Raw genomic sequence first — 15,388 nt, forward strand, 5'->3', positions numbered from 1 at the left:
AAAAACCCAGTTTTTACTGAGTCTTCATATCCCTTTTTATAATCAGAACTTGCTGATATTATTCAATAAACCTGCGTAAATTATAGTAGAAATACATCTATTAAATTTACTTCACAATTTCTAACGATTTTTGCATTTTCTCCACAAATATCGCTTCCATTGATCAAAATAATTTTCCCATTGGCTTTAGTTATTCTAATTTCACAAGGTTTAACCCCATTAGATCCATAAGTATTAATTTTTTTAGGATTATGATAACAAACGTTTATTTTACCTAAAAATTTAAAAGTAACTTTACCTTCTTTGTTAAATAACCATCCTGGTAAAATTGGCCTTAAAGATAGAATTAGTTCCTTATGTTTATAAGAGAATGCCTTTATCCCTACCATCATTATAAACCAAATACTAAGCATTTCAGCAGTTGAACCACTAAGCCTAGCTACATACCCACGTCCATGTGTAGAAGAATCTGGGTTTACTGAACTGGCTATAAAAGATGAATTTTCAAGGATACTTCTCCCATAAACATCTGGGTTTAAAAATGGAACTAATGTTGTAGTTATATCTTCATAATACTGTTTATATAAACCTGATTTTAAAAGAGCTAAAAGGTATTTATATTCCATATGCATGAAAACAGATTCTCTTTCAAGCCATCCAGCAGTAAATGCTCTTGCTCTTCCTATTTCATTTGACATAGCGTCAATAGGTTCAGATGTCTTATACATTTTTAATTTATTATCATATATATTACTTTCCTTAATTGCATTATATAGTTTTTCAGCCTTATCTTTGTCCTTCATTCCCTTTAATATTCTTGTAGGACCTTCAAGAAATAATGGAAGTAATTTAACTTCAAATTCTGTAACTTTTACATTTTGATATCCATTTATAGGATTACTCTTACCATCAAGGATTTCATAACTCTTTGCCTCGTAACACATGTAAGTTGGATATATTCCTTTTCCATATACTAAAGCGCGTTCTAATCCTTCATCAATTTTTCTATTAAACTTTTCAAAGACTACTAATATATCTTTTGTAGTAAAGTTCTCTTCTTTACCTACAATTCCATAACGTATTTCATCTCTATAGTTTTCTCTGTTTGTTGAGGTCTTATCCCAGTAGCTAAAATCATTTAATTTTTGCTGTAAATATTTATCCAATGTTACTGTGGTTACTTTAAGCAATTCTGCGATTTCTATAGGAAGCATTACCTCTTTATTGAATTCTGATGATATTTCAATAATAAACTCTACAATTCTTTTTAATTCTGCAGTTTCATTGATACCAGAACCAAATATTCCTGGTAACCCATTCATAGCATCGTTCCAGCCTGGCTTACCAGCTTCCATTTCAATTCCCATTCCATACGGATCTAAAGTAACAAATTTATTTAGTGCTAAAGAAATAAGTTTTACATATAGACTGGTTTGATATATTGCCCCTAGTCCACCTTTTGTTTTCAACCAATTGGTATCATTAATACTTATACTTAATTTTTTACATTTTTCTTCATCCTTTTCAATAGCTCCATACTGACGAACATTCCCCTTTGTAATTATATACTTCTCTTTTCTCTTAAGTATTCTAACAGGACTATCAAAAAAACGATAGCTATAATCTTCAAACATAAATTCTTCGATTTTATCAGGATAAATGTCAAGATAAGAGTCAACTAAATCCATATTATAAGTAAAATGGTCCGTCCAATAACCTTCAGCAAAGGCTGCATCAAAGTCTTGATTGGATACTTTAATAATATTTTCTAATAATTTTTCCTTTGAAACCTTTAATTCTAGTTTGTTATCTACTATATATGTGATAAGACTTCCTGGAGTAAAGTTATCTTTAATTATTTTTGAGATTCCGGATTTATCGGTTATTATAAGATCCATAATCCCTTCTAAAGCTCCCTCTTTTAATTTGAAAGTTGAACCTTTTACTGAAAGTGGGTTATATCCATCTACTTGAATTAAATTCATAAATTGTTTTACATTAAATGACCCTGTTTCTGGTTTGAAATATACATCATTTCTTCTATTTTGATTTATATCTCTAAAATTACCATTACCTTGAGAATAGTAAGCAGGTTCGATAGAGAAAAAATTATATTCTCTTTCTAAATCACCATGTTTTCTTGAATAAACGTGGTAAACCTGATTTTCATCGCTATTATTAAATGTAAGAGGATATCCGCCTCTAAGTATATTATCTAAATAACACTGCTCCACGTATTTATCAAACAAATGGTTTGATGTAATAGTTAAAGTATCTTCTACTATTTTCTCTACTATTTCTCTTGCTTCTTTTTCCTTTTTAGCTATATACTCAAAAGAAAATTCTGATATTTTTGTGTTAATAAGTTCTACACTAGAACTATGTCCAATAAGTGTGCATAATTCAAAGTTGTCTTTTAGCACTGCCATAAAACCTGAAAATCCACCAGACGCTTTATTTTCTACTACTTGCTTTTGATTATAAATTTCATGGAGTGAATCTATAAATTTTTCTGGAAATGTAAGTGATGTATTGCTTCCAAAAATCAAATCCATATCTATAATTGGCTTAACTAATTTCTTACTTTGTGAAGAAAAGCTCAGATAAAAGTTACCTTTACTAATTTCTCCAATTTCTTCAGAATCTCCAGTAGTAGCTCTTACCTTGTAGTAAGGCACGTTGTTTTCTAAATTATATACATCAAACCAAGCTCTTGAAAGATTAGACATAGCTTGATATTCATCATTTTTAACGCCTGCTGGAAGTATTTGCGTAATCCCATCTAATATTTCAATTTCCTTTTCTATTCCATCTAAATTTTCTATATTAACCTTCCGTACAATTGCTGCGAAACTTTCCTTTGGCATAGTAAAATAAGTGACTAAGATTTTCATATTTAGGATCTCATTTATCTCTTCAATTTTAATAATATTTTTTTCAATTATCATTCTTCTTTTATATTTATCTTGAGACGTAGAGGAGAAGATTTCGTGAATTTTACCTTGGTATTTTATAAAAGTTCTAAATCCTTGAAGCTCTATATTTTTATACATTACATTTGCTGGGAAAAACTCCATTATAGTGTTATCCTTATCTTTAACTCCAAAGCTCCCCATAGCTTGACCTCTATTTACATAAAAACTCCACATGGGTATTCCATCAAGCCCAGCAATTCCTGGTAGAAAGCTTGCAAAGGTCTTAGCTTTATCATAGTCTTCAATTATAAATTCATTTTTTTTATTAAAATTATATTTTACCGGCATTATTATCCCTACTTTCATTTATATTTTAGTCATTTAACAAAAACATTAACCTTCACTAAATAAAATGTGTTTGTCTGTGCCTTTATAATTATTAATACATAAAAACCCAGCTTTCACTGAGTTTTATGTAACTTGTTTATATTTTTATTTGATGTTTAGTTTTTTCTTATTTTCTGCTATTTTTACCTCTCTGAATTTTACTAAAGCGTCAAACCCTGCTTTGCTTCTCTTAGCTTTAAACTGTTCGAAAATAGTATCGAAATCAGCCTCAGATTTAGCCATTAAAAGTTTAGGAAGTGCAGTACCCCATAAATCAGCAATTTTCGTTGCACTAACACCTTCATTTGAGTCATTTAAAGGGTCAGTATTGTCAAACTGAGAATAATTAAATGTTTTTCCTTTTGTCCAATCTTCCATTTGTTTTGCTGGTTCTACAGCGGCAGGAGCCCATTTAAGATTCAAGTTAGTATCCATAAGCTGCCAAAATGTGAATGATGCACCATATTTTTTATCAAAAGCACCTCTATCAGTATTAAGCATTTTTAATACTTCGGGTTTAAATTGATCTTTACCATCAATTGAATCATAGCTTACACCTTTTTCACCTAGATATAGATCCTTTTGTCCTTCTTCACTAATTAAATAACCTAACATTTTTATAGCTCTTGCTTTATCTTTACAAGTTTTTGATATCATAGTAACTGTCCATCCCGAAACACCATTACCTGAAAGTTTAGGAGCATCTAATGCAGCATTAGAAGGCCCATCTACAGCTATATATACAGAATTCGGATCTTTATTATATAGTATTTGCTCTTGAGTTGCCATATCACTTCTTTGATAAAGCATTGAGAAGTATCTACCTTGGGCAATTTTCTCTTCCATTTGTGGTCTCTTATCTATATATACATCTTTTGCAAGTAAACCGTCTTTATTCATAGTTCTAAATGTTTTTAACCATTTTATATAGTCTGGGTCTGATAATTTATCATATAACTTACCATCTTTTTCAAATGGGATTGCTAAGAAATTTTGTAAATAACCCTCAAGTGAGTAATTTCCTGCATTTGTGAATTCATGTAATCCAAACGGAATCATTGGTTTTCCATTAACACTTGGGAATTTTTCTTTAGCCATCTTTAATGCATTTAAAAAACCTTCTGGTGTTCTCATATCTGGTTTTCCAATTGCCTCATACATATCTTTTTTAACCAAGAATGTCTGATTCGAAGGTTTTACCTCCTTGTATTTTTCAAAATCTGCTGGAGATGATGATGAATTAGGATATGCATAATAATGTCCATCAGCTTGTGTATACCACGAAGCTTTTGCTGGATCTGCTATTTTTGTAAAGTAAGGATCATATTGTTTAGCAAGTTCATCAAGTGGTTCTACAAGCCCTCCCTCTATAAGCTTCTTATATCCGTCTTCAGTCCAGCCCATAGTAATAATATCTGGTAATGATCCAGAAGCTATCATTGTGTTCAGCTTCTGATTTGCATCCCCTGCAGGAACTTGGATGTTAAAATTTACTCCTGTTTTTTTAGTAACATATTTTGAAGTTAAATCTTCTCCCCATTTTGCTGGAAACCAGTTGTAATTAATGTACCAATCTAAAGTAACTGGTGTTATATCTTGCTTCCACCCTGGTTTAGTTGCATCTACAGTTTTTTTAACTGTTGTAGTTTCAGTAGTTTTAGTGCCACATCCAGCAAGTAATGATGCACTCATAACTAAAGTTAATGCCATGCTAATCATTTTAGATAATTTTGTTTTTTTCATACTTTCCCCCTAAAAAAATTATTTTTTAACTCATATATTAATAAATACATTTTTTTCAAATGTACTTACTACTACCCTTTTACTGACCCAAGCAACATTCCTTTTACAAAATACTTTTGTAAGAATGGGTACACACATACAATTGGGAAGGTCGTTACTACCATAGTTGCAAATTTAATCGATTGAGATGTTACTGTAGATTTAGATACACTAACTGAACTACTTTGCATCATTTGATTAGCCCCCGATTGAGCTATTACCTTATATAAATATGTTTGAATGGGCTGAAGCGCAGAATCATTAATATAAATCATTCCTGCAAAGTAATCATTCCACTGGTACACTCCATGAAATAATGCAATTGTAGCTATAACAGGCATTGAAAGTGGAATAATAACTTTTAGAAATATGTAAAAGTCATTGGCTCCATCAATCCTTGCAGCTTCTTCAAGACTACTAGGAATTGTTTTAAAGAAAGATATAAATATTATTAAATCAAACATGCTAAAAGCTACCGGAATTATATAAACTATAAACTTGTCAAGCATCCCCAAATTTCTTATAAGTAAGAAGGTAGGAATTAACCCACCACTAAAAAACATAGTAATTATTCCTATAGTCATATAAAGTTTTCTTCCAATTAGTTCACTTTTAGATAAAGAATAGGCAACCATTGATGTGAAAAACACATGTACGGCTGTACCTATAATTGTTTTTAATGCCGTTATTTGAAGAGCTTTAACTATACCAGCATTCTCTAATACAGACTGGTAATTTAATAGACTAAATTTTCTTGGCCACCAATAAATTCCTCCTAACATAGCATCCATTCCGTCATTTAAGGAATTTACAACCACGTACCAAATTGGATATATAGTTAAAAAACAAATAATAATCATTATTATTACATTGGTTATATCGAATATTGCTTCGCCTTTTGTTCTGCGGTTTAAAATTTTCATGTTCATTTTCCACCCCCTAAAATAGTGATGTTTCATTTAATTTTTTACTTAAAGTATTTGCACTTACTAACAATATAAATGCAATTATAGATTTAAATAATCCTAATGCAGCAGAATAGGAGAACCTTCCTGACACTATACCCATTCTATAAACATATAAATCAATTACGTTACTTGAACTAGCATTCAACTGATTATTTAAAACTAATATTTGGTCAAAATTTGCATTAAGTATTCCTGATACGGCAAGAATAAATAAAATCACTATAGTAGGTTTAATACATGGCAAAGTGATTCTAAACATTTTAACAAACCTTCCTGCGCCGTCCATAGTTGCGGCCTCATATAACTCTTGATCAATACTAGCTATAGCAGCAAGATAAATTATAGCAGACCAACCAAGTTCTTTCCAAATATCAGATATAACTGCTATTGCCCAGAAATAATTAGGTTCTGCTAAAAAATCCGTAGGTACTTTAATAATATGAAATGTCAATAGAATATTATTAATTACTCCTCCATCTGATAACCAAGTCATTAGTATCCCACCAAGAATAACCCAGGATAAAAAATGTGGTAAATAAGATATAGTTTGTACAATTTTTTTTAATCCAACATACTTTAACTCATTTAAAAACAAAGCAAATAAAATTGGCAATGAAAACCCTATAGCTAACTTGTAAAAACTAATTCCTAATGTGTTTTTCATAACAACCATAAATTGTTCATCTTGAAAAACTTCTATAAAATATTTGAAACCAACCCATGGTGCTGATGAGATTGATTCGACTATGTTGAATTTTTTAAAAGCAATTATAATACCGTACATTGGAATATAATTAAAAATCAGCATCCATATTATTCCAGGTATAGCCATTAATTGAAGATATTTCTGTCTTTTTAATCTCAACATAAAATTCTTTTTGCGAATCTTTTTTTTGTTACCTTGTGGTCCAATTGGTAAATCAATCTCCATTTACATACCTCCATATTTTTTTCTATATGAGAAACGATTAATTCTGATACCGTTTTCTTAACTCTTCTCTATTGTATATGCTTTTCATTAATCCCATAAGATACCAAAATTCTGTTTTAGTGTGTTCTTTTCGGAAGTTTGCACAATGTTATTATTTTCACCGAAATATGAGCACCTAACCGAAAATAGAGGTATATTTATATTAAGAAATATTCATTATAATTAAACTTGAAAATATGTAAACATATTCATAGGAGGTTAAATATATGAAGGCCAATGAAAATAACCTAGTTTATAATTTCGAGAATGGAACCTTCTCCCTTAAAAATCCAGAAAACTCAAGCTATTTGTATTTTCCCCTTGCTAATACAAACAACATGATATCTTCAATAACACCACTCCTTGGTGGAGATATTAAAAGTTCACAAAATACTTTTCTTTTAACCCCTACTTCATCTGAGGACCTACACACTTTAAGAAGCAGCAGAAATTTTTGGGTTTATATTGATAAGAAAGGGCCTTGGTCGGCTACTGGTAATTCAGTTACTCAAATATCCAAACTTTATTCTAAAGAAAAAGAAGAAACTTCCTTAGAATGTGGTTTCCTATGGCATAAAGTAACAAGAATAAGTAAAGATTTAAATATCAAATCTGAAATAATAAACTTTGTGCCTGTTAATGAAGATAAAGTTGAATTAATGAAAGTTAAACTTATAAACTTAAGTGACAAAGACATTTTTATTACTGCAACCTCAGCCATTCCTATTTATGGTCGCTCTGCTGATAACTTAAGAGATCATCGCCATGTTACTTCCCTGCTTAACAGAATAAATACTAATACTTATGGTGTTAATGTAAACCCCACATTAACCTTCGATGAGAGAGGACATAAAAAGAATGAAATATCCTACTTAATTATTGGATCTGAAGCTAACGGTAACCCACCTATAGGTTTCTTCCCAGATGTTGAAGGTTTTCTTGGTGAGGGTGGAACCTATGATTGGCCTAGGTCTATTGTAAACAATGACCCACCTACTCATATTAGCAACCAAACGGTAGATGGATATGAGGCAGTAGGCGCTATTAGGTTCGAAAAAGTGCTACTTAAACCTAATGAAAGCAAAACTTATATAGTTGCAATGATAATTAATGAAAATCATGATACTGACTACTTTGATCAAAACTACTTCGCTCAGAACTATTTAAGTGAAGAAAAATTTGACATACTCCTTAAAGAGAACAAAATTCATTGGGAAAATGAATTAGGTAAACTAAAGTTCTCCTCAGCAGATAAACGGTTCGATTCATGGTCAAAGTGGGTTACCATTCAACCAATTTTAAGAAGAATATATGGTTGCTCATTTTTACCTCATCATGATTATGGTAGAGGTGGCCGTGGCTGGAGAGATTTATGGCAAGACTGCCTTGCTCTTATTTTAATGGACTCAAAAAATGTAAGAGACCTACTAAAAAATAACTTTTCTGGTGTAAGAATTGATGGCAGTAATGCTACAATAATTGGTAGTAAACCGGGTGAATTTTTAGCTGATAGAAATAATATCCCTAGGGTTTGGATGGATCATGGCGCATGGCCTTTTATTACCACGAAATTATATATAGACCAAACTGGTGATTTAGATTTCTTATTCGATAACCAAACTTATTTTAAAGATAAATTAGCGAATCGTTGTAGCACTGTAGATGAAAAATGGAGCTTAGATGAGGGTACTAAACTAAAAACTATTCATTCAAAAATTTATAATGGTACAATACTTGAGCATCTTTTAATTCAGAATTTAACTGTATTTTTTAATGTAGGAGAACATAATAATATTAAGCTTGAAGGCGCAGATTGGAATGATGCCTTTGATATGGCTACGCATAAAGGTGAAAGTGTTGCATTTACAGCCTTCTATGGTTCCAATCTTATAGAGCTTAGTAAATTATTGATTGAAATTAAAAGTAGGAAAAAAATTAATAATATTGAAATCGCCACTGAGGTTCTTTTACTTTTAAATATCAGAAATGAGATTGACTATAACTCAATTGAAAAAAAGAGGAATCAACTTAACAAATACTTTTCGGCTGTTAAATATACTGTTGCAGGCGAAAAATCTAATGTAAATATTGAAGAATTATCTAAGGATTTAAAAGAAAAAGGTGTATGTCTCCTTAAAAACATAGAAGAAAATGAGTGGATAAAAAATAAAGAAGGTTTTAAGTGGTTTAATGGTTACTACGACGACTGTGGAGAAAAATTAGAGGGTGATTTTTCTTCTGGTGTAAGAATGACTTTAACTGGACAAGTGTTTCCTATTATGAGCAAATATTTTCCTAGAGAAAAAGTTCAAGAAATAATAAAAACATCAAATAAATATTTAAGGGATGAAAAAGTTGGTGGTTTTAGACTAAATACAGACTTTAAAGAATTAAAGCTTAATATGGGTCGTGCTTTTGGTTTTGCATTTGGGCATAAAGAGAATGGAAGTATGTTCAGCCATATGGCCATTATGTACTCCAATTCCCTTTATAAAAATAACTTTGTTCGAGAGGGTTATGATGTTATAAGTATGATTTATAATCATTGTAATGACTTTGAAAAAAGTAGAATCTATCCTGGTATCCCTGAGTATATAAATGAAAAAGGAAGAGGAGTTTATAATTACCTAACTGGCTCTGCAAGCTGGCTTCTTCTAACACTTTTAAATGAGGTTTATGGAGTTAAATGGGATTTTGGGGACTTAATGCTAGAACCAAAGCTTGTACGTGAACAATTCGATGAAAACAATGAAGCTAAGGTTCAAACATTTTTTCAAAATCGTTCATTAGAAGTTGTATATAAAAATTCTAATAACCTCGATTTTGGTGAATACTCAATTACTTCTGTTAAAATAAATGAATGCTTAATTGACGTAACAATAAATAAAAATTATGTTTTAATATCTAAAAATATAATTGATTCATTAGGTTGTTCTTCCATTCACCAAATCGCGGTAGAGCTTTTGTAGTTGGAACAAAAACATAAAACTTTACCTTCATGTAACAAAAAAGCATCCAAATGGATGCTTTTAATATATTGTTTCTTCATTCATAGTTACTATCTCTTCATTTAATTCAAACAAATCTTGAAAAATACCATCAATAGTACTTTCATCAATAAATGCTCTAAGTTTTGGGTTACGTTCTTCCGTATTAATGTACTGTATGAAGTATCCTCCTACCTTCTCAGCAATACTTAATTTAATAGTTACATTTTGCTGAATTCTGTCTTTATTAAGTAAACTAAATAGAACATTTTTATCAGTAGATTTTATTTCAATTCTTTTATAATCCTTTATATCAATATATTCATTTGTATCTGTTGTAGCTCGAATGTTTTTTATATTATATTTGTCTAAATTACTATTGAATACTTCAACAAAATTTTGCATTGCCCTGATAACAATTTTTTTATCAATAGTTAAATTTCTTAATTGTAAAACTAATTGTTCTTTCCAATTCATCTCATTCACCACCCCCTATTAAAATATTCAGAGGACGAGGAAAAGATTACAATATCTTTTGTTTTACTCTAGTTGCTTAACATCTTTCTTGTTTTGGTCTATATCGTATGAAATAACAGAAAGCTTGTCACCATTTATTGTAATGCTTCGAAGTTTTGAATAATAAGTCAATTAGTTATTAATATTCTTTAAAATTTCTTCAGTTACTAACCTACTTGAATTTAAGACTAAAGATACTCCGGGACCAGGATGCAAAGAACTACCAACGAAAAATAGATTATCAGCTTTACTTGATTTGAAATGTGGTCTAAAATAGTTTGTTTGCATTAGATTCGGGCTAAGGCCAAAGGCTGTGCCACCATAAGCATTAAATTTGCTTTCCATATCTAATGGTGTAAGATAATTTTTATATTCAATATTTCCCTCTATATCCTCAAGTCCTTTGATACTTTTCAATTCACTTAGAATTGTATCTGTTAACATGTTAATGGTATATTTATCCCAAGTTATTTCTTTAAAAAACAGATTAGGTACCCGAAGCATAATATTTAAACACTCGCCATCATTTTTCGCCATACTCTTATCTATTCTACTTGGGCAATAAATATATAGAGAATAGTTTTTAGGTAAGGTACCTTTGAATGCTGACTCAATTCCCTCTTTAAAATTTTTACCTAAGTATATATTATGAACTGATAATTGTGGATATTTTTTTCTAAGACCTAAATAAATAATAAAGGTAGAACAAGAGTATTTCATTTCGGACAGCTTCTTATCAGTGTACTTATCTTTGTAATACTCATCTTTTACTAAGCTTTTCATAACATAAGGAAAATCAGCATTGCATACAATTATATCTGCTTTTTTTATGCCTTGGGATGTTTTTATACCAACACATTTATCCTCTGAAAATAGAATTTCATCCACAGTTACTTCATTCTTTATGATTCCACCAAATTCAATTATTAGCTTTGATAAAGCATCAATAAATGAATACATACCACCCTTAAAATACCACAATCCATATAGCTGAGTTGCAACAGGTATAAGAGTATAGATGTTAGGACCATTAAAAGGAGATATGCCAATATACATACACTGAAAGGCTAAAAAGTTTCGAAGGTTTTCATTCTTTATATATTTTGAAATATAATCATACGCATTAGAAAAAGTATGAATTTTTAAAGCTTTTAGGAATGTTTCTAACTTAAGAATATCTTTAGGTTTTTCTTGAGGTTTTCGCAAAAAATATTCATTTGAAATCAAATACTTTTCATAAACATCAGCTATAAATTTAAAATATCCTAGAGAATCTTCTTTCGAAATACCTTCTAGTGTCTTTGTTAAAGAAGAGATATTGTTATTAAAATCCAAAGTATTTCCATCAGCACAAAAAAGCCTATATGTAGGGTCTATTTGTATAAATTCCAAATAGTCATTATAATTTTTATTAACATATGAGAATATTTCTTTATAGGGATCAGGCATCATTAAAATAGAAGCTGATAAATCAAAACGAAAAGTTTCCGTTTCTATAAAATTAACACATCCACCAATAGTTTTATTTTTTTCGTAGATTTCCACCTCATACCCATTTTTCAAAAGTCTTAAAGCAGTAGAGAGTCCGCCAATTCCAGCACCCACAATAATTACTTTTTTATTCATAAAAATACTCCTTTCAAAATCACCATCATATATTATTTAGCATTTCCAAAAGTTTCAATAACTATAACATTACTACCATAAGTAGTTATTACTTTAGGATGAAATAAAGATAAGAGAAAGAATAATCCAAATTAAAGAAATGTAATACAGCAATATAGTTGCATTCGCAACTATATTGCTGTATTATATAATTAGTAGCAAGTGCAACTAATTTGGGAGGAATAAGACTATGAATGAAAATAAGAACTCATTGGGAAGATGGATTTCTCTGTTACATAGATATGGTCACGTCTATATCGGAAGACAACTTAAACAATATAATATAAGTAAAGGTCAGTATACCTTTTTAAATGCATTATATAAAAAAGATGGATTAAGACAGGAACAATTATCAGATTACCTTAAAATTGACAAAGGTACCACCGCAAAGGCTATTAAGAAGCTGGAGGATGATGAGTATATCACTCGAAAAGTAGATGAAAAAGATAAAAGAGCTTATAATGTTTATCTTACGCAGAAAGCATTAATAATTAAACCTGTTGTTAGAAAAGCGATGATGAATTGGACAGATATTTTGTTTTCAGGATTTAGTGAAGATGAAAAAAAGACATCCTTAGCATTACTCGAACGAATGGGTGAAAATGCCACAAGCATTACACAAAACTATTTTAGTGATGATTCAGCGCATTAGGAGATGATAAAAATGAACATAGCAGTTTCTGCTAAGAGATTTGTTAACAATAATTTTCATGCTCTTACACATAAAAATTATAGATATTTTTGGTTTGGTCAATGTGTTTCTTTAATTGGTACTTGGACACAAAACATAGGGCAATCCTGGCTAGTGCTTTCAATAACAGGCTCTCCATTCTTACTCGGAGTCGTTGCAGCCATGCAGTTTTTACCTATAACTTTTTTCTCATTATTTGCTGGGGTATTAACTGATAAGTTTCCGAAGAAAAAAATACTTATTTTTACTCAGAGCGTATCTATGGTATTAGCATTTACATTATCAGCTTTAGTGTTTACTAATACTTTAAAATTTGAATATATATTGGCTTTAGCTTTATGTCTTGGATTTTGTAATACTTTAGATATGCCAACAAGGCAAGCTTTTAATGTTGAAATAGTAGGAAAAGAAGATCTAATGAATGCTATTACTTTAAACTCCGCTACTTTTAATTTGGCGAGAATTATTGGACCAGCTATTGGAGCCATGCTTATGGGATATCTAGGAGCAGGATGGTGTTTTTTATTAAATGGTTTTAGTTTTATGACAGTTATTTATGGACTGATTCATATCGAGTCAACCAACTATGTGAGAAAGAAAAGTTCTGAAAAAGGTATACTTAAGGAAATACTTGATGGTCTAAAATATATTAAAAACAAACCCGTATTATTAGAAACCCTAATATTAGTTAGTATTATGGGAATATTCGTTTTTAACTACAATGTTCTAATCCCCGTATTTACAAAAAATATACTTCATATGGAGGAAAAAACCTATGGTATTCTACTGTCTTCACTAGGAGCTGGTTCCCTCTTTGGAGCACTTATTATGTCCTTAAAAAGTAGAAATGGACCAAATAAATTTCTTATGATCGGTAGCTCTATCGGAATTGGCATAATGTTAATTTTTACAGGAATCAGTAATATATATTATCTTACTGCAATTAGTTTAGCCATAACTGGTATATTTAATATATTTTTTTCAACCACAGCAAACACAACATTACAGTTAAATTCTAAGGATGAATACAGAGGGCGTATTATGAGTGTGTATTCACTTGTATCTGCTGGACTCGTACCACTTGGAAGCCTCCTTTCGGGACTTGTAGCTGAGAAATATGGTGCTGACACTTGTTTCATATTATCTGGCATTTCAACAATAATATTATTATTATTACTTGTCTCCTGGTCTAGACTTAGAGAAAAAAGCATTCTAACATCAGAATAAATTATCCGCCTTAGGTAGTAAGAGTTAACTTAAAGTTAGCTCTTTTTTATTTGAAATCTAATATTCTCTTTAATTAAACACTACTTTATGATATTCAAAAAAACATACTAGAATAAGATATTTATAAATGGGCAAAATTAATATATCTACCTTGAAAATGCTAAATATAATATATTTCAATATAAAAGTTCCACTAATATATTCCACTTCATATTATAAATTCAGTAGAAAGAAGGGTTTAAATGACAACCGAAGCAAAAATACAATTAACCTCATCAGAATTAGGAACGTTATGGATGACTTATCAATCAGCATGCGCAACTATCGTAAAGTCCAATTTTATGAAAGTAAAAACTATTGATAAAGAGGCTCAAGACATACTAACCGCCTATATTGCCGAAGGTCAAAGCGTAAAAGATAAAATTGTAAGTGTATTTAATAATGAAAAGGCAGTTATCCCAATAGCATTCGATGATAGAGATATTATTATTGAAGCGCCCCCTCTATTTGATGACATCTTTAATATAATGATTCTTAGACAAATGATGAAATTAAATTTTGGTCATTCTGCTGTGTTTTCAGCAATGTCATATATGAAAGAAGTTCATGATATATTAAAACTTAACTATGATATTGCAGATAAATATTATGTTATTACAACAAACTATTTGCTTGGAAAAGGAGTGCTTGCAAAACCACCATATGTAGCTATGCCAACACAGGTAGAAATGATTGAAGATAAAAATTACATGAGTAGAAATAATATTTTAACTGATAAGCGCTCATTAAATGTAATTGAGGTTGGTTTTCTTAATGAAGCTATTGAAGATAATATTTTTGGAATGCAGTTAATGACAGGATTTTCACAAGTTGCAACAGATATAGAAGTGAAAAAATACTTTCTTGAAGGAAAAGAATTAGCAAAAAAGATTATCTCTAAATTAAGCGATATTTTATTACAAAGTGATATTCAACCTCCAAGTACCTGGGCCGGTAAAGCTACAGCTTCAACTAAGACTCCTTTTTCAGATAAACTAATGATGTATACAACCAGTTTAATGTCCGCCTCAGCAATAGGCTACAATGCCCTTGGTACATCTTTTAGTATGAGAAGCGATTTGCATACTAAACTTTCACTTATTGCAAAAGATACCTTTGGTTATGCAAAAAAAGGTGGGAAACTAATGATTGAACATAAATGGATGGAAGAGCCACCACAAATGGAAGACAGAAATCAGCTTACAAAATAAAATAATTACAGGGTAGTAGAGAATATTCTA

At 30.4% G+C, this 15,388-nt stretch carries 10 protein-coding genes; 4 read left to right on the plus strand and 6 right to left on the minus strand.

The annotated features are described in order from the left end of the window. Positions 1–80: 80 nt before the first annotated feature. From KPL55_RS06855 to KPL55_RS06870, 4 genes are all read right to left on the minus strand, one after another. Positions 81–3,281, minus strand: coding sequence for a cellobiose phosphorylase (locus tag KPL55_RS06855; RefSeq protein WP_216305964.1), 3,201 nt, complete (start codon positions 3,279–3,281; stop codon positions 81–83). A 126-nt stretch (positions 3,282–3,407) separates the two neighbouring features. Continuing rightward, positions 3,408–5,045 carry a type 2 periplasmic-binding domain-containing protein gene (locus tag KPL55_RS06860; RefSeq protein WP_216305965.1) on the minus strand — a complete coding sequence of 546 codons (1,638 nt, stop codon included), beginning with the start codon at positions 5,043–5,045 and terminating at the stop codon, positions 3,408–3,410. Positions 5,046–5,116: 71 nt separating this feature from the next. Beyond that, the gene (locus KPL55_RS06865; protein ID WP_216305966.1) at positions 5,117–6,013 is read right to left on the minus strand and encodes a carbohydrate ABC transporter permease; all 897 of its coding nucleotides are present in this window, start codon (positions 6,011–6,013) and stop codon (positions 5,117–5,119) included. Positions 6,014–6,023: 10 nt separating this feature from the next. Further along, entirely contained in the window at positions 6,024–6,983 is a 960-nt protein-coding gene (locus KPL55_RS06870) for an ABC transporter permease (RefSeq protein WP_246599333.1), read from the minus strand. A gap of 266 nt (positions 6,984–7,249) precedes the next feature. Between KPL55_RS06870 and KPL55_RS06875 the strand changes: the two genes are divergently transcribed. Further along, positions 7,250–9,991: a GH36-type glycosyl hydrolase domain-containing protein gene (locus tag KPL55_RS06875; RefSeq protein WP_216305967.1), complete on the plus strand. Its 2,742-nt coding sequence runs from the start codon at positions 7,250–7,252 to the stop codon at positions 9,989–9,991. Positions 9,992–10,051: 60 nt separating this feature from the next. On the opposite strand, the gene KPL55_RS06880 is transcribed toward KPL55_RS06875, so the two are convergent. Next, a complete protein-coding gene (locus KPL55_RS06880; RefSeq protein WP_216305968.1) occupies positions 10,052–10,486 on the minus strand; it encodes a hypothetical protein in 435 nt (144 codons plus the stop codon). A gap of 171 nt (positions 10,487–10,657) precedes the next feature. Continuing rightward, positions 10,658–12,151, minus strand: coding sequence for a phytoene desaturase family protein (locus tag KPL55_RS06885; RefSeq protein WP_216305969.1), 1,494 nt, complete (start codon positions 12,149–12,151; stop codon positions 10,658–10,660). A gap of 229 nt (positions 12,152–12,380) precedes the next feature. Here KPL55_RS06885 and KPL55_RS06890 point away from each other — a divergent pair, with 229 nt between their 5' ends. The 3 genes from KPL55_RS06890 (at position 12,381) to KPL55_RS06900 (ending at position 15,358) form a co-directional block, all read left to right on the plus strand. Continuing rightward, positions 12,381–12,842, plus strand: a complete 462-nt coding sequence (locus KPL55_RS06890) for a MarR family winged helix-turn-helix transcriptional regulator (RefSeq protein ID WP_216305970.1) — start codon at positions 12,381–12,383, stop codon at positions 12,840–12,842. 12 nt (positions 12,843–12,854) lie between these two features. After that, positions 12,855–14,108 (plus strand): MFS transporter, encoded by a 1,254-nt coding sequence (locus KPL55_RS06895; RefSeq protein ID WP_216305971.1) that lies wholly within the window; start codon positions 12,855–12,857, stop codon positions 14,106–14,108. Positions 14,109–14,350: 242 nt separating this feature from the next. Next, the gene (locus tag KPL55_RS06900; protein ID WP_216305972.1) at positions 14,351–15,358 is read left to right on the plus strand and encodes a DUF3231 family protein; all 1,008 of its coding nucleotides are present in this window, start codon (positions 14,351–14,353) and stop codon (positions 15,356–15,358) included. Positions 15,359–15,388: the final 30 nt, after the last annotated feature.

This window comes from Clostridium lacusfryxellense (assembly GCF_018861735.1).
Taxonomy (GTDB): Bacteria; Bacillota; Clostridia; order Clostridiales; family Clostridiaceae; genus Clostridium_AD; species Clostridium_AD lacusfryxellense.